This window comes from Streptomyces sp. AHU1, from assembly GCF_045343905.1.
Classification (GTDB): domain Bacteria; phylum Actinomycetota; class Actinomycetes; order Streptomycetales; family Streptomycetaceae; genus Streptomyces; species Streptomyces triticiradicis.
Genome location: NZ_CP174283.1, coordinates 5,778,433 through 5,797,583, shown reverse-complemented (window position 1 = coordinate 5,797,583; position 19,151 = coordinate 5,778,433). Strand labels below are relative to the sequence as shown.

Genomic DNA, 19,151 nt, shown 5'->3' with positions numbered 1-19,151 from the left:
TGCTCCGCCGCACGGAGTTCCGCGACGCGGAATTCTTTGATGCAGGTCACATGTATGCCCCGCGCCGACGCCGGCGATCTCCGCCATGCTGTCATCGGACACAGGACGTACCGGCCGGTACGACGAGCCGCGACCCCGGAAGGGACCCACCATGGCCGACACCGTGCTCTACGAGGTGAGCGACGGACTCGCGACGATCACGCTGAACCGCCCCGAGGCGATGAACGCGATGAACATCGAGACCAAGGTCGCTCTCCGGGACGCGGCGCAGGCTGCCGCCGCCGACGACGCCGTACGGGCGATCCTGCTGACCGCCGCCGGGGACCGGGCGTTCTGCGTGGGCCAGGACCTCAAGGAGCACATCGGGCTGCTGGCCGCCGACCGCGAGTCGGGGTCGGGCGGGACGATGAGGACCGTGCGCGAGCACTACAACCCCATCGTGCGGGCGCTGACCGGCGCCGCGAAGCCCGTGGTCGCCGCGGTCAACGGCGTCGCGGCCGGGGCCGGGTTCGGTTTCGCGCTCGCGGCCGACTACCGCGTCGTCGCCGACACGGCCGCCTTCAACACGTCCTTCGCCGGTGTCGCGCTGACCGCCGACTCCGGGATCTCCTGGACGCTGCCCCGGGTGATCGGCCCGAGCCGTGCCACCGACCTGCTGCTCTTCCCGCGCAGCATCAGCGCCCAGGAGGCGTACGAGCTGGGCATCGCGAACCGGCTGGTTCCGGCCGCCGAGCTGCGGGCCGAGGCGGAGAAGGTGGCGCGGGCGCTGGCCTCCGGGCCGACGCTGGCGTACGCCGCCCTGAAGGAGTCCGTCGCCTTCGGGCTCACCCACTCGCTGGAGGAGACCCTGGAGAAGGAGGACGAGCTCCAGGGGCGGGCCGGGGCCTCCGAGGACCACACCATCGCGGTCCAGGCGTTCGTGAACAAGCAGAAGCCCGAGTACCTGGGGCGCTGACCCGCCCGGCGTGTCCGCCGCGGGCCGCGCCAGGTCCGTGGCGGACACGCCCCGAACCTCTCCTCGCGTCCCGCGTCACCCGGTGTGGCGCGCCGCGCAGTCCGCCAGGTGGTCGTTCACCAGACCGCACGCCTGCATCAGCGCGTACGCCGTCGTCGGGCCCACGAAGCGGATGCCGCGCTTCTTGAGCGCCTTGGACAGCGCGGTCGACCCGTCGGTGACGGCCGGTACGTCGGAGAGCTTCTCCGGGACCGGCCGGGAGGTGTGGTCGGGGGCGAAGGACCAGATGAGCTCGTCCAGCTCGCCCGGGGCCCATCCGGCCAGCACGCGCGCGTTGGCGACGGTCGCCCGGATCTTGGCGCCGTTGCGGATGATCCCCGGGTCGGCGAGCAGACGCTCCTCGTCGGCCTCGGTGAACAGGGCGACCTTGGCGATCTCGAAGTCCGCGAAGGCCGCGCGGAAGCCGGGGCGGCGGCGCAGGATGGTGATCCAGGACAGCCCCGACTGGAAGGCCTCCAGGCACAGCCGCTCGTAGAGGGCGTCGTCGCCGTGGACCGCCCGGCCCCACTCCTCGTCGTGGTACGCCACGTAGTCCTCGGTGGACAGCGCCCAGGGGCAGCGCAGCACTCCGTCGGATCCGGCCAGCGCCCCGCTCACCGCTCGTCCTCGGGGTGCTTGTGCAGCGAGGTGGCGGCGTTCGCCGCGCGGGCGCCCGCGAGCGCGGCCTCCAGGTCGGCGATGCGGGCGTCCCGCTCGCCGATCTCGGCGCCCAGCCGGCCGAGCGCGTCGTCGACGTCCTCCATGCGGTAACCGCGCACGGTGACGGCGAAACGCAGGGCGTCCACGTCGCCCTTGTGCACCGGGCGGCCGTACGGCAGCGGATCGCTCAGCCGCTCGGGCTCGGCGTCGGCAAGGGGCGCCTTCTCGCCGCCGCCCACCACGGACAGGGTCACCGCGGCGACCACGACGGCGAGGGCGACGACCAGGAACAAGAACATGAACATCGCTGAGGTCCCCACGCTCTGGTGCCGGCGCGGTTCGCGTCGGCGCGGAAGTACTGGTGCTGACGAAAGCAGTCTGACGCTGGAAGTGTCAGGCTCCGATCGTGCCATGCGAGTCTGACAGTTAAGGTCGCAGGCGGCTTATCGGTGCGACTTACTGGGAGAGGTCACAGGGGATGCTCAGGCTGGGCAGGCGTGAATTCGACGCGCACGAGCCGGTGATCATGGCGATCGTGAACCGGACCCCGGACTCCTTCTACGACCAGGGGGCCACCTTCCGCGACGAGCCCGCCCTCGCGCGCGTGGAGCAGGCGGTCGCCGAGGGCGCCGCCATCATCGACATCGGCGGGGTCAAGGCCGGGCCGGGCGAGGAGGTCACCGCCGAGGAGGAGGCGCGCCGGACGGTCGGCTTCGTCGCCGAGGTGCGCCGCCGCTTCCCCGACGTCGTGATCAGCGTCGACACCTGGCGGCACGAGGTCGGCGAGGCGGTCTGCGAGGCCGGTGCCGACCTGCTCAACGACGCCTGGGGCGGGGTCGATCCGCGGCTGGCCGAGGTGGCCGCCCGGTACCGGGTGGGGCTCGTGTGCACGCACGCCGGGGAGTCCGAGCCGCGGACGCGTCCGCACCGCGTCGCCTACGACGACGTGATGGCCGACATCCTGCGGGTCACGCTCGGGCTCGCGGAGCGCGCGGTCGCCCTCGGGGTGCCCCGCGAGTCGGTGCTCATCGATCCCGGTCACGACTTCGGGAAGAACACCCGGCACAGTCTGGAGGCGACACGGCGGCTCGGGGAGATGGTCTCCACCGGGTGGCCGGTCCTCGTCTCCCTCTCCAACAAGGACTTCGTGGGCGAGACGCTCGACAAGCCGGTCAAGGAGCGGGTCCTCGGAACGCTGGCGACGACCGCCGTGTCGGCGTGGCTGGGGGCGCAGGTGTACCGCGTCCACGAGGTCGCGGAGACCCGTCAGGTGCTGGACATGGTGGCCTCGATCGCCGGGCACCGGCCGCCGGCGGTGGCCCGGCGCGGGCTGGCGTAGCGAACGGAACGCACGAGGGGTACGGGAGGAACCCGGTTCCTCCCGTACCCCTCGTGACGTCCTGCCCGTGCCCCTCGTGACGTCCTAGCGGCCGGCCTCCTTCGACACCAGGGCCACCGCCTCGTCCACGTCGTCGGTCACGTGGAACAGCAGCAGGTCCTTCTCGGCCGCCTTGCCCTGGGCGACGAGGGTGTTCTTGAGCCAGTCCACGAGACCGCCCCAGTACTCCGAGCCGAACAGCACGATGGGGAAGCGGGTGACCTTCTGGGTCTGCACCAGCGTGAGCGCCTCGAAGAGTTCGTCGAGGGTGCCGAGCCCGCCGGGCAGGACCACGAACCCCTGGGCGTACTTGACGAACATCATCTTCCGGACGAAGAAGTAGCGGAAGTTCAGGCCGATGTCGACGTACGGGTTCAGTCCCTGCTCGAAGGGGAGCTCGATGCCGAGGCCGACGGAGATGCCCTTCGCCTCCAGGGCGCCCTTGTTGGCCGCCTCCATGGCACCCGGTCCACCACCGGTGATCACCGCGAACCCGGCGTCGACCAGGCCCCGGCCGAGGGCGACGCCCGCCTCGTACTCGGGCGAGTCGACCGGCGTCCGCGCCGAGCCGAACACGCTGATCGCGGCCGGGAGTTCGGCCAGCGTCCCGAAGCCTTCGATGAACTCCGACTGGATGCGCAGAACACGCCAGGGATCGGTGTGCACCCAGTCCGAGGGGCCGCCCGCGTCCAGCAGCCGCTGGTCCGTGGTGCTCGCCTGGACCTGGTCCCGCCTGCGCAGCACCGGGCCCAGCCGCTGCTCGTCCGGTGGCCGCTTCTTGCCCCTCGGGTCGCCAGTAGCCATGTCCACTCCCTCCGCGTACGGATCTCCCCCGCTCCGGCCGAAACCGGTGCGGGGGAAGGTCGTTCCGTCCCAGCGTAGATCTCCGCTGGTTACGACGGGGGGACGTGGGCATGTCCGCCGTGAGCAGCCGACGGGTACGTGCCGCGCCTCAGCCGGTGAGCCAGTCGCGCAGCCGCTCCTCGCCCGCGAGGATCTTGGCCGTTTCCACCCGCTCGTCCCGCTTGTGCGCCAGGTGCGGGTTGCCGGGGCCGTAGTTGACCGCGGGGATGCCGAGCGCGCTGAAACGGGAGACGTCCGTCCAGCCGTACTTGGGCTGCGGAGTGCCCCCCACCGCCTCGATGAACGCGGCGGCGGCCGGGTGGGACAGGCCGGGGAGGGCGGCACCGCTGTGGTCGTCGACGACGAACTCCTCGACCCCGCAGTCGGCGAAGACCTCGCGGACGTGCGCGATCGCCTCCTCCTCGGTGCGGTCGGGCGCGTAGCGGAAGTTGACGGTGACGACGCACTCGTCGGGGATGACGTTGCCGGCGACGCCGCCCGAGATGTTCACCGCGTTCAGGCCCTCGCGGTACTCCAGGCCGTCGATCACCGGGTAGCGGGGCTCGTAGGCGGCCAGCGCGGCGAGGATCGGGGCGGCCGCGTGGATGGCGTTCGAGCCCATCCAGCTGCGGGCGGAGTGGGCCCGCTCCCCCTTGGTCCTCAGCAGCACCCGCAGCGTGCCCTGGCAGCCGCCCTCGACCTGTCCGTCGGAGGGCTCCAGGAGGACCGCGAAGTCACCCCGCAGCCACTCTGGGTGGGCCTCGGCCACATGCTTCAGACCGTTCAGATGGGCGGCGACCTCTTCGTTGTCGTAGAAGACGAAGGTGAGGTCCCGGTTGGGTTCGGGGACGGTGGCCGCGATACGGAGCTGGACGGCGACGCCCGACTTCATGTCGCAGGTGCCGCAGCCCCACAGCACCCCGTCCTCGTCGAGGCGGGAGGGCACGTTGCCGGCGATCGGCACGGTGTCGATGTGACCGGCCAGGACGACCCGCTCGGCGCGGCCCAGGTCCGTACGGGCCACGACGTTGTTGCCGTACCGGTCGACCGTCAGGTGCGGCAGGGCGCGCAGGGCGGCCTCGATCTCGTCCGCGAGCGGCTTCTCGTCCCCGCTCTCGGAGCGGAAGTCGACCAGCCGCGCGGTGAGCTCGGCGGCGTCCAGGGTGAGGTCAAGCGGGGTGTCGGCCATGGCGTCGACCCTAGCGCGCCCGGCCGGGGGCACCGAAAACAGCCGGATGCGGTCGTATCCCCCGGCCTCGCTCACGTTGTCCACAGCCCCAGGGTTCATCCACGGCGCTCTCCAGTACCTTGTACGCGTGTCTGAGCCGTCCCCCACTCCAGTCCGGCGCCGCGGTCGCCTCCTGCGCTTCGGCGGGGCCCTCATGGTCCTGCTCGCGGTCGCGGGTTATCTCGGCGTGCAGTACCTCACGGGCGGCGTGGGCGCGCCCCGGTGCAAGGTCGTCTCCGGCAACGGCGACGGCGCGTCGTACGAGTTCACTCCCGAACAGGCGGTGAACGCGGCGACGATCTCGGCGATCGGCACCTCGCGCGGCATGCCCGAGCGGGCGGTGGCCATCGCGCTGGCGACGGCGCTCCAGGAGTCGGGCCTGCGCAACATCCGGCACGGCGACCGGGACTCCCTCGGCCTGTTCCAGCAGCGTCCCTCGCAGGGCTGGGGCACCGAGAAGCAGATCATGGACCCGACGTACTCGGCGGGCATCTTCTACGAGCACCTGGCCAAGGTGCCCGGCTACTCGCGGCTGCCGCTCACCGTCGCCGCGCAGCGGGTGCAGCACAGCGGTTTCCCGCAGGCCTACGCGAAGCACGAGCCGGACGCCACGCTGCTCGCCGCCGCCCTGACCGGCCGCGCGGCGGCCACGCTGACCTGCCAGGGGCGCCCGGCCGCGACCCCGGCGGGCGGCCCGGCGCCGGTGCGGGCCGCGCTCGCGCGGGACTTCGGGCGCGATGTGTTCCAGGAGGCGGGCGCCACCGTGGCCGCCGAGGGTTCCTCCGTGTCGCCGGCACCGGCCGCCTCGGACTCCCCGGTCCCCTCCGCCTCGTCGGCCGCCCCGGCCCCGTCGGCTCCCCCCGCCTCCGCGGGGACCGCCGACCGGACCGTGACGGTCCCCGTGTCCGAGGAGTCCGCCACCGGGGCCGGGGCGCTCCGCCGCGGCTGGGAGCTGGCGCACTGGGCCGTGGCCAATTCCTCGACCCTGCACATCGACCGGGTGTCGTACGCGGGGCGCGAGTGGACCGCGGGGAGCTCGGAGGGCTCGTGGCGCACGGCCGACGACAAGAACGGTCCGGGGGCGGAGGAGGCCGCGGCCGAGGTCCGGATCGTCACCGGGCAGTAGTACGGGGCCTCACCCCTGGGGAGGATCGGCCCCGGACGGGCCTGCGATGTGCGCGCGTTTTCGGGCACTCACTCCCCCGTCCGCGAAATCCCTTGGGAACAAAGGGCCACGGGCATTTCGCGGTCACCCCCGCCGGGCATCCTTTGCCCGTTTTTATCCACAAACGATAATGCGACGCATTACCAACTCTTTAGGACGGGTCACCGCAACCTTCACGGACTTCGAGCGGTAGTCACTGCGTCCGAGCCCGGAACGACCGCACCGCGGTCGGCTTTCCGGTGACACGGCCGGCCGGTCGCACGGCCGGCCGCCGGGCACGGCAGAACACTTCCCCGTTCCCTCCGTCCAAGGAGCATCATGTCCCTCCCCCTGACCCGCCGGATCGCCCGTGTCGTGCTGCTCGTCGCGGCCGGAGCGGCGCCCGTGGTCGGCGCGGCCGGCTCCGCCTGCGCGGCCGACCTGCCCGCCGCTCCCGGACTCGGCGGCGTGACCGCCCTGGACGGGGCGAACGTCGGCGGCACGGCGCAGCACGTCACCGGGATCGCCGGCAAGGCCGGCGGCGACACGGTCGAGAAGGCGCTGCCGGGCGTGGGCAAGGCCGGCACCAAGGCCACGAAGAAGGCGGCGCCCGCCGCGCGCAAGGTGGCCGGAGGCACGGCGGGACAGGCCGGAGGCCTCGTCGGCGGCGCCGCGAAGGCCGCGTCCGGCGGTGGCCTGCCGACGGACTCCGTGGCCAGGGGCGACCTGCCGACGGGACAGCTGCCGACGCAGGGCCTGCAGGTGGGCTGAGGCCCGCTTCCGGGCCGGGGCCGCCGTGCGGCTCGCACCGTACGGCGACGGGGGTCCGGGGAGTTCGCCTCCCCGGACCCCCGTTCCGCTGCCGGGCGGCCGGACTACCGCAGGCGCTCCACCGCCGCCGCCACGCGCTCGTCCGAGGCGGTGAGCGCCACGCGGACGAACTTCTCGCCCGCCTCGCCGTAGAAGTCGCCGGGGGCCACCAGGATGCCCAGCTCGGCCAGGTGGGCCACCGTGGACCAGCAGGACTCGTCCCGGGTCGCCCAGAGGTAGAGGCTCGCCTCGCTGTGCTCGATGCGGAAGCCGTGGCCCAGGAGGGCGTCGCGCAGGGCGGTGCGGCGGGCCGCGTAACGCTCGCGCTGTTCGCGGACGTGGGTGTCGTCCGCGAGCGCGGCCACCACGGCGGCCTGGGTCGGCGCGGAGGTCATCATGCCGCCGTGCTTGCGGATCGCGAGGAGCTCGCCGAGGACGGCGGGGTCGCCCGCGAGGAAGGCCGCGCGGTAGCCGGCCAGGTTCGAGCGCTTGGACAGCGAGTGGACCGAGACGATCCCCTCGTAGGAGCCGCCGCACACGTCGGGGTGCAGCACCGAGACCGGGTCGGCCTCCCAGCCCAGCTCGATGTAGCACTCGTCGGAGAAGACGAGGACGCCGTGCTCGCGGGCCCAGGCGACGATCCGGGTGAGCTCCGCGGCGGACAGCACCTTGCCGGTCGGGTTCGACGGGGAGTTCAGCCACAGCAGCTTCAGGCCCGTCGGGTCCAGCTCCGTCGGGTCGTCGTAGACCACGGGCTCCGCCCGCGCGAGCCGCGCGCCGACCTCGTACGTGGGGTAGGCGAGGCGCGGGTAGGCGACCTTGTCGCCGGGGCCGAGGCCGAGCTGGGTCGGCAGCCAGGCGACCAGTTCCTTGGAGCCGACGATCGGCAGGACGTGCCGGTGGGTGACGTCACGCGCCCCGAGCCGCCGCTCCACCCAGCCCGTGAGCGCGTCCCGCAGCTCGGGCGTGCCCCACACCGTGGGATAGCCGGGCGAGTCCGCGGCCGCCACCAGGGCCTTCTGGATCAGCTCGGGCACCGGGTCGACCGGGGTGCCGACGGACAGGTCGACGATGCCGCCCGGGTGAGCTGCGGCGGTCGCCTTGTAGGGCTCCAGCTTGTCCCAGGGGAAGACGGGAAGCCGGTCGGAGACTGCGGACACGGGATCGGGCTCACTTTCTCGTACCTACGGCCCGTACACGCGGGTACGGGCCCCTGCACGGATGCTGCGCGGTCCGGCACGGCAAACGCCTCGGTCCCGTACGGCGACCGGAACGATCAGGCCGTACGGGACCGAGGCGGCGCTTGTGCGGGCCGCTTTACTGGTTCTGCGGCGGCAGCGCGGCGACGAAGGGGTGGTCGCGCTCGATCAGGCCGAGCTTGCTGGCGCCGCCGGGCGAGCCGAGCTCGTCGAAGAACTCGACGTTCGCCTTGTAGTAGTCCTTCCACTCTTCCGGAGTGTCGTCCTCGTAGAAGATCGCCTCGACCGGGCACACCGGCTCACAGGCTCCGCAGTCGACGCATTCGTCCGGGTGGATGTACAAGGACCGGGAGCCCTCGTAGATGCAGTCGACCGGGCACTCCTCGATGCACGCCTTGTCCTTGACGTCGACACAAGGCTGCGCGATGACGTAGGTCACGCTGTCGTTCCTCCTCGATAGGGCGCTGGCGGGCCTGTCGTAGGCTCCGCCGCCTGGCGCGCGGGAGCGCGGCGTCGTCGATGCCCGCACCTAGTATCTCCGTTCTTGGGCATGATCCGAACAGGAGGGGTGAACTGACCTGTGGAATTCTCTGCCGCCGGCCGCCTGGAGGTCCGCGTCACCGCCGCTGACGTGGGCAAACGCGTCTCGGTGCGACGCCTGGCCGACAATGGAGACACGGTGGAGAAGTTCACCGATACGGTCGGAGTTCTCACATCATGGGACGACGGTGTGCTGCTGATCACACGACGGACCGGGGAACGGGTCCGGATCGCCGAGTCCTCCCTGGTCGCGGCCAAGGTCGTACCGCCCGCCCCGGCGCGGCGGCGCGGTCCCGCGGCCTCCTACGAGGAGCTGGCGCGCGTCGCCGCGCGGGCCTGGCCACCGGTGGAGAGCGAGCGGCTCGGCGACTGGGAACTGCGGGCGGCGGGCGGGTTCACCCGGCGCGCCAACTCGGTGCTGCCGCTGGGTGACCCGGGCGTGCCCCTCGACCGGGCGCTGACGTACGTACGGGACTGGTACGCGGCACGCGACCTGCCCGCCTTCGTCCAGACCGCCACCGGCGCCGAGGGCACGCAGGAGCTGCTCTGTGCGGAGCTGGAGGACCGCGGCTGGACGCGCGAGGTGACCGCGGAGCTGTGGACCGGGGCGCTCGCGCCGGTCGCGGACCGGGAGGCGCCCGGGGTGACGCTCTCCCGCACGGCCGACGAGGCGTGGCTCGGCCGCTATCAGCGCAAGGGCGTCGGCGAGACGGCCCTGAAGGTGCTGGGCGGCGGCCCCTCGGTGTGGTTCGCGACGGTGCCCGGTGACGAGGGCGAGCCTCCGGCGGCGATCGGGCGCTGCGTGGTGGACGGCCGCTGGGCCGGTTTCGCCGCCGTGGAGGTCGCCCCCGGCCGACGCCGCCAGGGCCTCGCCACCGCCGTCATGGCCGCCCTGGCCGGCCGGGCCCTGGAGGAGGGCGCCTCGGCGGCCTGGCTCCAGGTGGAGGCGGACAACGCCGGGGCACGGGAGCTGTACGCCCGGATGGGCTTCGCCCCGCACCACGCGTACCACCACTACCGGTGGCCGTCCGCCCCCGTCACGGGCACCGGGCCGGACACGGGCGCGGCGGGCACCGGTACCGACGCCTCTCCGGCGACGGACGGCGGCGCGTCCGGCGACACCGGTCCCGGCACCGAGCCGTATCGATCGACGTGACGGGGCACGAGCCAGCTATGCGTTCCCTCCAGCCACCGGGACCCGAGCGGGCCGACGAGGTACGACGGCGGTTCGCCGACGAGGCGCGGGCCGAGCGGCCCGACCTGGCGGAGCTGTGCCTGCTGGTGGGCGCGGCGGCGGACGGGACGCTGGACGACGCCGGGACGGACGCGGTGCAGATCGAGCTGGACGAGCTGGCGGGCCGGCTGCCCTTCCGTCCGGGCGGCCCGCTGCCCTGGGCGACCGCCCTCGCCGAGCTCCTCGGCGCGCGCTGCGGGTACCGGGGCTCACCGGGCGACTACCAGCGGCTGGAGTCCTCCCTGCTGCACACGGTGCTGCGCCGGCGGCGCGGGCTGCCCATCCTGCTCTCGGTGGTGTGGATGGAGGTCGCACGGCGGGCCGGTGCGCCGGTCCACGGGGTCGCGCTGCCCGGTCACTTCGTGGTGGGCTTCGGGCCGCCCGAGCGGCAGGTGCTCGCCGACCCCTTCGACGGCGGGCGCGTGCTGACCGGCTCCGACGCCGATCTCCTCGTCGCGGGCGCCACCGGTGCCCCGCTCGACCCGTCGATGCTCACCCCCGCCGACCCGCTCGACATCGTCCTGCGCGTCCTGAACAACATCCGCGCCTGGGCCGCCGCCCGCCCCGAACGCTCCGACGTGGCCCTGTGGTCGGTGGAACTCTCCCTGCTGCTGCCCTCGCACCCGGCGCGGCTGCGGTACGACCGGGCTCAACTCCTGGTCCAGCGAGGCGACTTCCTGACCGGTGCGGCCGAACTCGACGCCTATGCGGACGTGGTGGCGGTGGTCGACGAACCGGCCGCGTCCCGGGTGCGCCGACAGGCCCACGCGGCACGGGCGATGCTCAACTGAGGCACCGGCCGGCCGCTGCGCTCACAGCCAGCCCTTCTCCCGGGCGATCCGGACCGCCTCCGCCCGGTTGCGCACCGCGAGCTTCTGGATCGCGGTCGAGAGGTAGTTGCGGACCGTGCCCTGGGAGAGGTGGAGGGCCTTGGCCAGTTCGGCGTTGGTGGAGCCGTCGGCGGCGGCCCGCAGGATCTCGCGTTCGCGGTCGGTCAGCGGGTTGGCGCCCTCGGCCAGCGCGGCCGCCGCCAGGGTGGGGTCGATGACGCGCTCGCCGGCCAGCACCTTGCGCACGGCCGCGGCGAGTTGGGCGGCCGGGGCGTCCTTGACCAGGAACGCGTCGGCGCCGGACTCCATGGCGCTGCGCAGGTATCCGGGGCGCCCGAACGTGGTGAGGATGAGCAGTTTGACGCCCGGGAGTTCCTCGTGGACCTCGGCCGCCGCCTCTATCCCCGTCATGCCCGGCATCTCGATGTCCAGGAGCGCCACGTCCACGTCATGGGTGCGGGCCGCGGCCAGCACCTCGTCGCCGCGGGCCACTTGGGCGACCACCTCGATGTCCGGCTCCAGTCCCAGCAGGGCGGCCAGCGCCTCGCGGACCATCGACTGGTCCTCGGCGAGCAGGACCTTGATCGTGCGGCTCATGCACCGGATCCTACGGGGTCGCCACCGCTCCCGCGGAAGTCCGGCCCCCTTCCAGGGGCGCCCGTGCCACCAGCCGGAATCCGTGCCGGACGCGGCCCGCCTCCATCGATCCGCCCGCCTTCTCCAGGCGTTCGGCCAGTCCGGTCAGTCCGTTGCCGGGTGCGCCCGAGCCGCCCGAACCGTCGTCCTCCACCGCGAGTTCGAGCACGGGACCGTCCAGGGTCTGGCGCCGGACGAGTTCGACGGTGCAGCGCCGGGCGCCGCTGTGCCGTACGACGTTGGTGACCGCCTCGCGCAGCGCCCAGGCCAGCGCGGACTCGGTCTCCTCGGGAACACCGTCGAGGCCGGGCTCGGCCGGAAGGTCGGCGGTCACCTCGGCGGCGGTCAACGCGACCTGGGCGCCCGCCAGTTCCTCCGCCAGCCGCAGCCTGCGGTAGCCGGTGACCGCCGCGCGCACGTCCACCAGGGCCTGGCGGCTGACCTGTTCGATGTCGGCGACCTGCTGGGCCGCCTTGTCGGGGTGGTCGGGCAGCATCCGCCCGGCCAGTTCGCTCTTCAGCGTGATCAGTGAGAGCGAGTGGCCGAGCAGGTCGTGCAGGTCCCGGGCGAGCCGCAGGCGTTCCTCGTTCGCGGCGAGCTGGGCGACGGTGGCCCTCGCCTTGCGCAGCTCGATCGTCGTGCGCACGAGCTGCCGTACGCCGGTCATGGCGAAGCCGATCAGCACGACGAGCAGGACGAGGTTGCCCGCCTCCTCCTCGCCGCCGTGCAGGCCGACGAGCAGCATCACCACGGCGGTCAGCGGAATCGTCCAGTAGGAGGCACGCATCGGCAGCGTCGTCCCGCAGGCGACCGAGACGTACACGAACAGACCGAGCCAGGACGCGCCGAGCGTCAGGCACAGGACGACGGCCAACACGCCGAGGGCGATCACCATGAGGGTGACGGCCAGGGAGCCCGTGAACGCCTTGCCCAGGTGTCGGAAGACCAGCGTCAGATAGACCGTGACGAAGGCCGCGAGGCCCGCCCAGCCGGCCACGGTGGCCGCGGGCGTGTGGTGGCCCGAGACGAGGTCGTGGATCGGCGAGCTGAGGAACACCAGCCAGATGACGATCCACACCGACTTGCGCAGGACCTCGCGGAGGTTGCGCGGGGACTCCCCCATCCGCACGAAACCGTCGGTGCGGGCCCCGTCGGGCACCGGGTCTTCCGTCATGGCGTTCACGCCTTCAGCGTGTCCTTCCGGTACAGCCAGGCCGCGCCGCCCGCGAAGAGGGCGAAGGACACGGCGAGGATGGCGACGTCCTTCGCGTGCGGGGCGTTCCCCAGTTCGATGGCCTGCCCCAGGGCAGCGTACGCGTGCGTGGGGAGCCACTTGGCTATGTCCTGCAGCCAGTCGGGGAAGGTCGTCGTCGGCATCCACAGGCCGCCGAGCATCGACAGGCCGAAGTAGACGATCATCGTGATCGGCCGGACCGCGTCCCCGCTGGCGAGATAGCCGATGGCGACGCCGAGCGCGGCGAAGACCAGGCTGCCGGCCCAGATCACGCCGGTGAGCGCGAACCACTGCCAGACGTCCAGGCGGACGTTCTTCACCGCCGCGGCGACCACGAAGACGATCACGATCGAGGGCAGGCTGATCACGGCGGCGCTGGCGGTCTTGGCGAACACGTAGCCGCGGCCGGGCAGCGGGGTGAGCCTCAGCTGTCTGACCCAGCCGCTCTCCCGTTCCTTGGCGATGCGCTCGCTGTTGCCCATGAGGACGGCGGTCAGGGCGCCGAAGGAGGCCATGGAGACCATGAAGAAGGTCGGCAGGGTCAGGCCGGTGCCGTCCACCTTGGTGTGGTCGTCGGCGCTGCCCGCGATCATCAGGAACAGGGCCGAGGGGTAGATCACCGAGAAGAACAGGAACTTCCGGTTGCGCAGGGCGCGGGTGATCTCCAGCTTGATGAGACTGTTCACTTGGACGCGGCCTCCTCGGCGGCGGTGCGGGTGGCCTCTTCGGCCTCGGTGATGGCGACGAAGGCCTGCTCCAGACCGAGCCCGGCGACTTCGAGGTTGCGGGGGTAGACGCCGGTCCCGTACAGCGCGTGGACGGTCGCGTCCGCGTCGGAGGACTGGATGCGGACGGTCTGCCCGGAGCCCGCGGCGGAGCCGCTCTTGGACACCGTGAGCGAGGTGAGGAAGGGCAGCGCGCGCAGGGCGGCCTCGTCGATCGTGCCCTCCAGGTCGAAGGAGACGCGGCGCGCCCCGGCCTTGGCCTTGATCTCGGCGGCGGTGCCGTCGGCCAGCAGCCGTCCCCGGTGCAGGACGAGCACGCGGTCCGCTATGGCGTCGGCCTCCTCCAGGTAGTGCGTGGCGAACAGGACCGTACGGCCCTGGTCGGCCTGCTCGCGCATGGTGGCCCAGAAGGCCTGCCGGGCGGTGACGTCCATGCCGGTGGTGGGCTCGTCGAGGACGATCAGGTCGCTGTCGCCGGCCGTGGCGAGGGCGAAGCGGACGCGCTGCGCCTGGCCGCCGGAGAGCTTGTTGACCTTGCGGTCGGCGATCTGGGCGATCCCGGCGCGGGCGAGGACCTCGGTGGCGCGGTAGGGCTTCGGGTGCAGGTCGCAGGCGAGCTGGACCAGTTCGCCTACGGTGACCTCGTCCATCAGTCCGCCGCTCTGGAGCATGGCGCCCACCCGGCCGGCGACGATCGCCTCGCGGGGGCCGGTGCCGAAGACCTGGACGGTCCCGCCGTCGGCGTTCTTGAGGCCGAGCAGCAGGTCCAGCGTGGTCGACTTGCCCGCGCCGTTGGGGCCCAGCAGGGCGACGGTTTCCCCCGGGTGGAGTTCGAGCGTCAGCCCGTCCACGGCCCGGACGCTCCCGTAGCTCTTGGTCACCGATTCGAACCGGACCACCGGTGTGGTGGTGGTCGCCGCAGTCGTTGTCATGCCGTCCATCGTGGTGGAGGGGGGTGCGCGCGCGGCAGTGTGGTGTGTCCTGGGCCGTGCATGACAGATGTCATGCCGACGGGCCCGTGGCGGGGCGCCCGGCACGACAAGAGGGCACCCGGCCGGTGAAGATCCGGCCGGGTGCCCTCCGTGTGGGCGGTGCGCCCGCTAGCTGGGGTTGGTGGAGATGGTCACGATCCGCTCGGCGGCCGTCTTCCCGACGAGCGCCCTGCCGACGGCGGAGGCCACGTCCTGCGGGGTCACGGCCTTCTGGCTGCCGTCGCCCCGGGTGATCGTCACTCCGTCGAAGGCGTGGCCGTACAGCGCCTCGAGCGCGTTGAGGTCGTAGTGCTCGACGAGCTTGCCCTGGACCGGCTGGACGCTCAGGAACTTCCAGATGGACTTCTGCGGGCTGAAGGAGACGGAGTGGGCCGCGTCCGTCTGGACGGTGATGTTCGCCGACATGGCGACCGACGCGAACGCCGACATCTTCCGGTCCACCTCGGCCTTGCTGACCGTGGGCTGGCGGGTCGTGGTGGCGACCTTCACCGGGGTCGCCGCATTGGTCTCCACCTGGGCGCGGTACGCGTCCTGGACGGCCTGCAGCGAAGGCGCGACGTCGATGCCGCTGCCCGCCTTGCCGTAGACCGCGACGGCCTTGCCCGGCTGGAACTTGATCGTGCCGTCGACCGCCGAACCCGCGCCGCTCGCGGCGCGCTCCAGGGCGGCCTGCAGCTTCTCCTTGTCGACCGGCATCACGGGCTCGATCGCGCGCCCGTGGCCGAACAGCGAGCCGATCACCGAGATCGGGTTGTAGTCGCTGCCGGCGGCGGCGCGGACGGTGGCCTGGCTGTCCATCTGGAGTCCGGCCTGGTCGGGCCTGAGCTTGACCGTGTCACCGTCGACGGACAGCGTGAGCGGCTTGTTCGTCCGGCTGCCGAAGGCGGCGTCGAGCTTCTTGACGGCGTCGTCACGGGTGCCGCCGCCGATGTCGACGCCGAGCACCGTGGTGCCCTTGGGCACGTCCGAGTGGTTCATGAGCAGACCGGCACCGTAGGCGCCGACGGCGAGGACCACGACGAGGGCGGCGAGGAGCGCCGGCTTGTTGCGGCCCTTCTTCTTCGCCGGCTTCGGCGGGGCGGACGGCTGCTGCTGCTGCCGGACCGGCTCGGGGAACTTGGGCGCGGTGTGCGACCCGAGGCTGTCGTCGAAGTCGCCGTCGTACGCGAAGTTCTGGCTGGGCGAGACGACGGGCATGCCGCTCGTCAGCGTGTGCCCGGAGACGTTCTCCGCGGGGGCGCCGTAGGCACCGGGTCCCGGGTCGGGTGCCGGCTTCTGCGGGGTGAGGATCGCGGTGTCGTCGCTGAGACCGCCGCTCAGGCCGCCGCGCGGACCGTTTGCGGTGCCGGGGCGTCCCGCGCCCTTGTTCCGGTTGCCGCGGGCCGGGCCGCCTTGCGCGGCCAGGCTGCCGGGGGCCGCGCCCGCACCGGCCGGAGGCCGCAGCGGGCCGTCACCGGTGGCGGGACCGCCGGTCGGGCCGGCCGGGCCGCCCCGGCCGTTCTCGGAGAAGTACGGGAGGTCGTCGCGGCGCGGTTCGCCGGACTGCTCGGGCCCGCCGGATCCCGCCGGACCGCCGGACCGCGCGGATCCGCCGGAGGAACCGATGGCCGGGAAGGAGCCGGTGTCGCGCAGCGCGCCGGAGACGTCGAAGGAGCCCGTGCCGCCGCCGTGGCCGGGGGCCACGGGTCCGGCGCCGGTGGCACCGGGGAGCGCGGCACCCTTCGTGCCGCCGGGCCGGACACCACCGGTGATGCCCAGCGGGCCGGCGCCGACGGACGGCGCCGGCCGTCCCGTGCCGGGCGTGCCCGCCGCGGGAGCGGAGGGCGCGGGGCCGGCGGGAGCCGAAGCGCCCGGCGCGCCCGCGCCGCCGGCCGGCCCGCCCTTGGGGGGCGCGGCGGCCTTGCGGGGCGCGAACCAGTTGCTCGTCTCGGCCGGCGCGGACTGCTCCGCGGGCGCGGGCGGGACCGGGTTGTTGGCCGTCGTGCTGGAGCTCGACGCGTCCGCGGGCGAGCTCGCGCCCTGCGGTGCCTGCGTGCCGTCGCCGTCCTCGGACGACGCGTCGGCGTCGGCGACGGGTGTGCGGACGACCACGGGCGGGATGGGCCGCGATCCGGGGATGTTGATCCGGATCCGTGTCGTCAGGGTTGTCTCGGTCTTGCGCTCCTCCGTCGGCTTGCCGGCGGCCGAACGGCCCGCGTCGGCGCCGTGCTCGGAGACCGCGGGGGTGCCGTACGGCGGCGTCCCCGACGGGTACGCGGCTCCACCGCGCCCGTTGGGCCCGGAGGACGAACTGTCAGTTTCACGACTCAAGGCAGGTTCTCCCGGTTGGCTCCGCCGCCCGTTTACTCGACCTCATCTCGGGCAGCTCGGCGGCGCGCACCACCATACTGGCCGTGTCCGGCCCGCAAACCTCGCCCTTGGAGGAATCTCACACGGGACCCGCACGGGACCGATAAGGCGAAGCGGTACGTCACTTGGCAAGTCGGGCACCGGAAGGGCCCGGTTGCCTCCCCTGGGCGAGAGTGGCACACATCACAGCCACGGCCATGCCTCCGAGGAGGAAGAGGTACGAGACGACTCCCGCGCCGAAGAGGAAGTCCCCTTCCGGACGGCTGGCGGTGAGCAGGACGACGGCGACCATCCAGCCCGCCGCGGGGGCCACGGCCCCGGCCCGGGATTCCATCGCCCGCGCGCCGCCCAGGAAGAGTCCGGCGGCACCCGCCAGGGCGAGCAGCAGCCCGAGGGGGAACCAGCCCGGCTGCACCAGCGCTCCGGCGACGCCGACCACGGCGCCGAGCAGGAAGAGCCCCAGGTAGGCGGCCATCCGCCCGCCCGAGGGCCGGGTCAGCGGCTGGGCGAGCATGCTTCCGCCGCGCTGTCCGTTCGCGCTCATCACAGATCCGCCCCTCGCCGGGCCGCGCCGGCCCTCGTCGTACCGGCCCTCGTCGTCCCCGCGCCCGTCACAGGTCGCCCCCCTCGGCCGTCCCGGTCCCCTCGAAGAGGTCCCGCTCGCGCGCCGCGGGCCGCGGGGCGCCGACCAGTTCGTAGTACTCCGTGGTGAAGAGCGGCTGGGCCAGCTCGTTCGAGAGCACGAACCAGGGGCCGTCCACGGTGATCTGGGTGGCGTGCGCCCGCATGGCCGCGGCCTTGGCGGCGGCGTACGCGGTTCCGTCGATCTCGGTGGTGACGGTCTCCTGGCCGACCACGCCCGGTACGTCGTCGACGGCGGCAGCCCTGTCGAACGGCAGCCCGGGGAGGGCCTCGCGCAGACGGGCGAAGGCCTCCTCGACGACCGGGCGCGGCACCCGGTTCCAGTAGGTCTTGGCGATCCGCCACGCGCCGCCGAGGTCGGGGCGGTGGGCGGGGTCCGCGGCCAGCTCCGCGGCGCGCATGGCCACGCGGTGGGCCTGGATGTGGTCGGGGTGCCCGTAGCCCCCGTCGGGGTCGTAGGTGACGAGCACCTGGGGACGCACCTCGCGGATCACCTCCACGAGGTGGTCGGCGGCCTCGTCCACGTCCGCGGCCCAGAAGGCGCCGGGGCGGTGGTTCTGCTCGACGCCCATCATCCCGGAGTCGCGGAACCGCCCCGGGCCACCCAGGAAGCGGTGGTCGGTGACGCCCAGCTCCTTCATGGCGGCGCTCAGCTCACCGGTCCGGTAGGGGCCGAGTCCGCCCTCGCGGTCGGGGGCGAGATGGGCGAGCTCGGGCGGGATGACCTCGCCCTCCTCGCCGAGGGTGCAGGTCACCAGCGTCACCTGGGCGCCCTCGGCCGCGTACCGGGCCATGGTCGCGCCGTTGTTGATCGACTCGTCGTCCGGATGCGCGTGCACCAGGAGCAGACGCCGGTCGGGCAGTTCCGTCATGGGGCCCACCCTACGAGGCGGCTTCGCTGTCGGACGTCCCCGTACTCCCGTCGGCTTCCGGCTCCCGCCGACAACGGCCTCGAAGCGCTCCGACAGCGTCAGAAGTCGTCGGGGAGCAGCCGGAAGGCGGGCTGGCCGGTGAGCGGACGCATCGTGCGGAAGTGGCTGTCCGTCGTGAAGATGTCGGCCGTCCGGAAAGCCGCCGCCAGGGCGACGTTCATCACGTCCACCAGACCCACTCCCGCCCCACCGTCCGCGTCGACGTACCCGCGCATCACCGCCATGGCGGTTCTCAGGTGCGGTGCGGTGTCGGGAATCTCGAACCGGCGGGCCTCCGCCTGGCCTGTGATGAAGTCCAGTGCGTTCATGGCGGCCTTGGTGCCGACTCGTGAGGTCAGCAGGTAGTCCAGTTCGGTGAGCACCATGGGTGACACGACGAGGTGCCCCGTCTGCGCCAGAGCTTCCCGGTGAGCGGAGTGGCGGGGATCCTTCGGCGTGAACAGTCGGTACAGGGCGTTCGTGTCGGCGATGGCGACCTGGATGTCAGGCACCGGTTCCCCCACCGACGTCTTCGCCCAGACCCCGTAGCGTCGCCTCGATCTCGTCGTCGTCGAGCACGGGACCACCCAGGTCCGGGAAGTCCAGGTCGCCCATGGGATCGGTGCGGAACGGATACGCGGGTCGGCCCGTCGGCGCACCGCGCGGCACGATGTCTCCTATGGGGACGCCGTCCTTGGTGATGGTCACCGTCTCCCCTGCCGCCACTCGGGCCAGGACACGCGATGTCTGCTGATTGAGCTCCCTGAGCGGGACCTCCGCGCTCTCACTCATTCCTTCACGG

Annotated in this window: 21 protein-coding genes; 6 read left to right on the top strand and 15 right to left on the bottom strand. The window is 72.9% G+C overall.

What is annotated here, in order from left to right; all coding sequences use genetic code 11:
- Nucleotides 1-151 precede the first annotated feature (151 nt).
- Complete coding sequence (locus ACICHK_RS25970) at nucleotides 152-955, top strand: enoyl-CoA hydratase/isomerase family protein (RefSeq protein ID WP_151469840.1); 804 nt, start codon at nucleotides 152-154, stop codon at nucleotides 953-955.
- Nucleotides 956-1,030: 75 nt separating this feature from the next.
- On the opposite strand, the gene ACICHK_RS25965 is transcribed toward ACICHK_RS25970, so the two are convergent.
- Together ACICHK_RS25965 and ACICHK_RS25960 are read right to left on the bottom strand one after the other, a co-directional pair.
- Nucleotides 1,031-1,612, bottom strand: coding sequence for a DNA-3-methyladenine glycosylase I (locus ACICHK_RS25965; RefSeq protein ID WP_406838769.1), 582 nt, complete (start codon nucleotides 1,610-1,612; stop codon nucleotides 1,031-1,033).
- Nucleotides 1,609-1,959 carry a DivIVA domain-containing protein gene (locus ACICHK_RS25960; protein WP_406838768.1) on the bottom strand — a complete coding sequence of 117 codons (351 nt, stop codon included), beginning with the start codon at nucleotides 1,957-1,959 and terminating at the stop codon, nucleotides 1,609-1,611. The genes ACICHK_RS25965 and ACICHK_RS25960 overlap by 4 nt, the downstream gene beginning before the upstream one ends.
- A 173-nt stretch (nucleotides 1,960-2,132) precedes the next feature.
- On the opposite strand from ACICHK_RS25960, the gene folP reads away from it, so the two are divergent.
- Nucleotides 2,133-2,993 (top strand): dihydropteroate synthase, encoded by an 861-nt coding sequence (gene folP, locus ACICHK_RS25955; RefSeq protein WP_151469843.1) that lies wholly within the window; start codon nucleotides 2,133-2,135, stop codon nucleotides 2,991-2,993.
- A gap of 84 nt (nucleotides 2,994-3,077) precedes the next feature.
- On the opposite strand, the gene ACICHK_RS25950 is transcribed toward folP, so the two are convergent.
- Complete coding sequence (locus ACICHK_RS25950; RefSeq protein ID WP_151469844.1) at nucleotides 3,078-3,836, bottom strand: TIGR00730 family Rossman fold protein; 759 nt, start codon at nucleotides 3,834-3,836, stop codon at nucleotides 3,078-3,080.
- Between the two features lie 148 nt (nucleotides 3,837-3,984).
- Nucleotides 3,985-5,064: a succinyl-diaminopimelate desuccinylase gene (gene dapE, locus ACICHK_RS25945; protein WP_151469845.1), complete on the bottom strand. Its 1,080-nt coding sequence runs from the start codon at nucleotides 5,062-5,064 to the stop codon at nucleotides 3,985-3,987.
- A gap of 127 nt (nucleotides 5,065-5,191) precedes the next feature.
- Here dapE and ACICHK_RS25940 point away from each other — a divergent pair, with 127 nt between their 5' ends.
- Both ACICHK_RS25940 and ACICHK_RS25935 read left to right on the top strand, forming a co-directional pair.
- Nucleotides 5,192-6,229, top strand: a complete 1,038-nt coding sequence (locus ACICHK_RS25940; protein WP_406838767.1) for a heavy metal transporter — start codon at nucleotides 5,192-5,194, stop codon at nucleotides 6,227-6,229.
- Between the two features lie 357 nt (nucleotides 6,230-6,586).
- Nucleotides 6,587-7,018, top strand: coding sequence for an ATP-binding protein (locus tag ACICHK_RS25935; RefSeq protein WP_406838766.1), 432 nt, complete (start codon nucleotides 6,587-6,589; stop codon nucleotides 7,016-7,018).
- Between the two features lie 104 nt (nucleotides 7,019-7,122).
- On the opposite strand, the gene ACICHK_RS25930 is transcribed toward ACICHK_RS25935, so the two are convergent.
- Together ACICHK_RS25930 and fdxA are read right to left on the bottom strand one after the other, a co-directional pair.
- Complete coding sequence (locus ACICHK_RS25930; RefSeq protein ID WP_151469848.1) at nucleotides 7,123-8,217, bottom strand: bifunctional succinyldiaminopimelate transaminase/glutamate-prephenate aminotransferase; 1,095 nt, start codon at nucleotides 8,215-8,217, stop codon at nucleotides 7,123-7,125.
- A 157-nt stretch (nucleotides 8,218-8,374) separates the two neighbouring features.
- On the bottom strand, nucleotides 8,375-8,695 hold the full coding sequence (gene fdxA, locus ACICHK_RS25925; RefSeq protein WP_019058397.1) for a ferredoxin: 321 nt from the start codon (nucleotides 8,693-8,695) through the stop codon (nucleotides 8,375-8,377).
- A 141-nt stretch (nucleotides 8,696-8,836) separates the two neighbouring features.
- On the opposite strand from fdxA, the gene ACICHK_RS25920 reads away from it, so the two are divergent.
- Both ACICHK_RS25920 and ACICHK_RS25915 read left to right on the top strand, forming a co-directional pair.
- Nucleotides 8,837-9,952 carry a GNAT family N-acetyltransferase gene (locus tag ACICHK_RS25920; RefSeq protein ID WP_406838765.1) on the top strand — a complete coding sequence of 372 codons (1,116 nt, stop codon included), beginning with the start codon at nucleotides 8,837-8,839 and terminating at the stop codon, nucleotides 9,950-9,952.
- A gap of 17 nt (nucleotides 9,953-9,969) precedes the next feature.
- A complete protein-coding gene (locus ACICHK_RS25915; RefSeq protein WP_406838764.1) occupies nucleotides 9,970-10,821 on the top strand; it encodes a tetratricopeptide repeat protein in 852 nt (283 codons plus the stop codon).
- Nucleotides 10,822-10,842: 21 nt separating this feature from the next.
- On the opposite strand, the gene ACICHK_RS25910 is transcribed toward ACICHK_RS25915, so the two are convergent.
- The 9 genes from ACICHK_RS25910 to ACICHK_RS25870 all read right to left on the bottom strand — a co-directional run bounded on the left by ACICHK_RS25910 (nucleotide 10,843) and on the right by ACICHK_RS25870 (nucleotide 19,141).
- A complete protein-coding gene (locus ACICHK_RS25910) occupies nucleotides 10,843-11,457 on the bottom strand; it encodes a DNA-binding response regulator (protein WP_406838763.1) in 615 nt (204 codons plus the stop codon).
- A 10-nt stretch (nucleotides 11,458-11,467) separates the two neighbouring features.
- Nucleotides 11,468-12,670 carry a sensor histidine kinase gene (locus tag ACICHK_RS25905; RefSeq protein WP_406841324.1) on the bottom strand — a complete coding sequence of 401 codons (1,203 nt, stop codon included), beginning with the start codon at nucleotides 12,668-12,670 and terminating at the stop codon, nucleotides 11,468-11,470.
- A 5-nt stretch (nucleotides 12,671-12,675) separates the two neighbouring features.
- Nucleotides 12,676-13,416: an ABC transporter permease gene (locus ACICHK_RS25900; RefSeq protein WP_406838762.1), complete on the bottom strand. Its 741-nt coding sequence runs from the start codon at nucleotides 13,414-13,416 to the stop codon at nucleotides 12,676-12,678.
- Nucleotides 13,413-14,387 (bottom strand): ABC transporter ATP-binding protein, encoded by a 975-nt coding sequence (locus tag ACICHK_RS25895; RefSeq protein WP_406838761.1) that lies wholly within the window; start codon nucleotides 14,385-14,387, stop codon nucleotides 13,413-13,415. The genes ACICHK_RS25900 and ACICHK_RS25895 overlap by 4 nt, the downstream gene beginning before the upstream one ends.
- A 168-nt stretch (nucleotides 14,388-14,555) precedes the next feature.
- Complete coding sequence (locus ACICHK_RS25890) at nucleotides 14,556-16,757, bottom strand: hypothetical protein (RefSeq protein WP_406838760.1); 2,202 nt, start codon at nucleotides 16,755-16,757, stop codon at nucleotides 14,556-14,558.
- A 160-nt stretch (nucleotides 16,758-16,917) separates the two neighbouring features.
- Nucleotides 16,918-17,340 (bottom strand): DUF6113 family protein, encoded by a 423-nt coding sequence (locus ACICHK_RS25885; RefSeq protein WP_151469855.1) that lies wholly within the window; start codon nucleotides 17,338-17,340, stop codon nucleotides 16,918-16,920.
- 67 nt (nucleotides 17,341-17,407) lie between these two features.
- On the bottom strand, nucleotides 17,408-18,310 hold the full coding sequence (mshB, locus tag ACICHK_RS25880) for an N-acetyl-1-D-myo-inositol-2-amino-2-deoxy-alpha-D-glucopyranoside deacetylase (protein WP_406838759.1): 903 nt from the start codon (nucleotides 18,308-18,310) through the stop codon (nucleotides 17,408-17,410).
- A gap of 98 nt (nucleotides 18,311-18,408) precedes the next feature.
- The gene (locus ACICHK_RS25875; protein WP_406838758.1) at nucleotides 18,409-18,861 is read right to left on the bottom strand and encodes a PIN domain-containing protein; all 453 of its coding nucleotides are present in this window, start codon (nucleotides 18,859-18,861) and stop codon (nucleotides 18,409-18,411) included.
- Nucleotides 18,854-19,141, bottom strand: a complete 288-nt coding sequence (locus tag ACICHK_RS25870) for a type II toxin-antitoxin system Phd/YefM family antitoxin (protein WP_151469858.1) — start codon at nucleotides 19,139-19,141, stop codon at nucleotides 18,854-18,856. Before ACICHK_RS25870 ends, ACICHK_RS25875 begins: the two co-directional genes overlap by 8 nt.
- Between the last annotated feature and the right edge of the window lie 10 nt (nucleotides 19,142-19,151).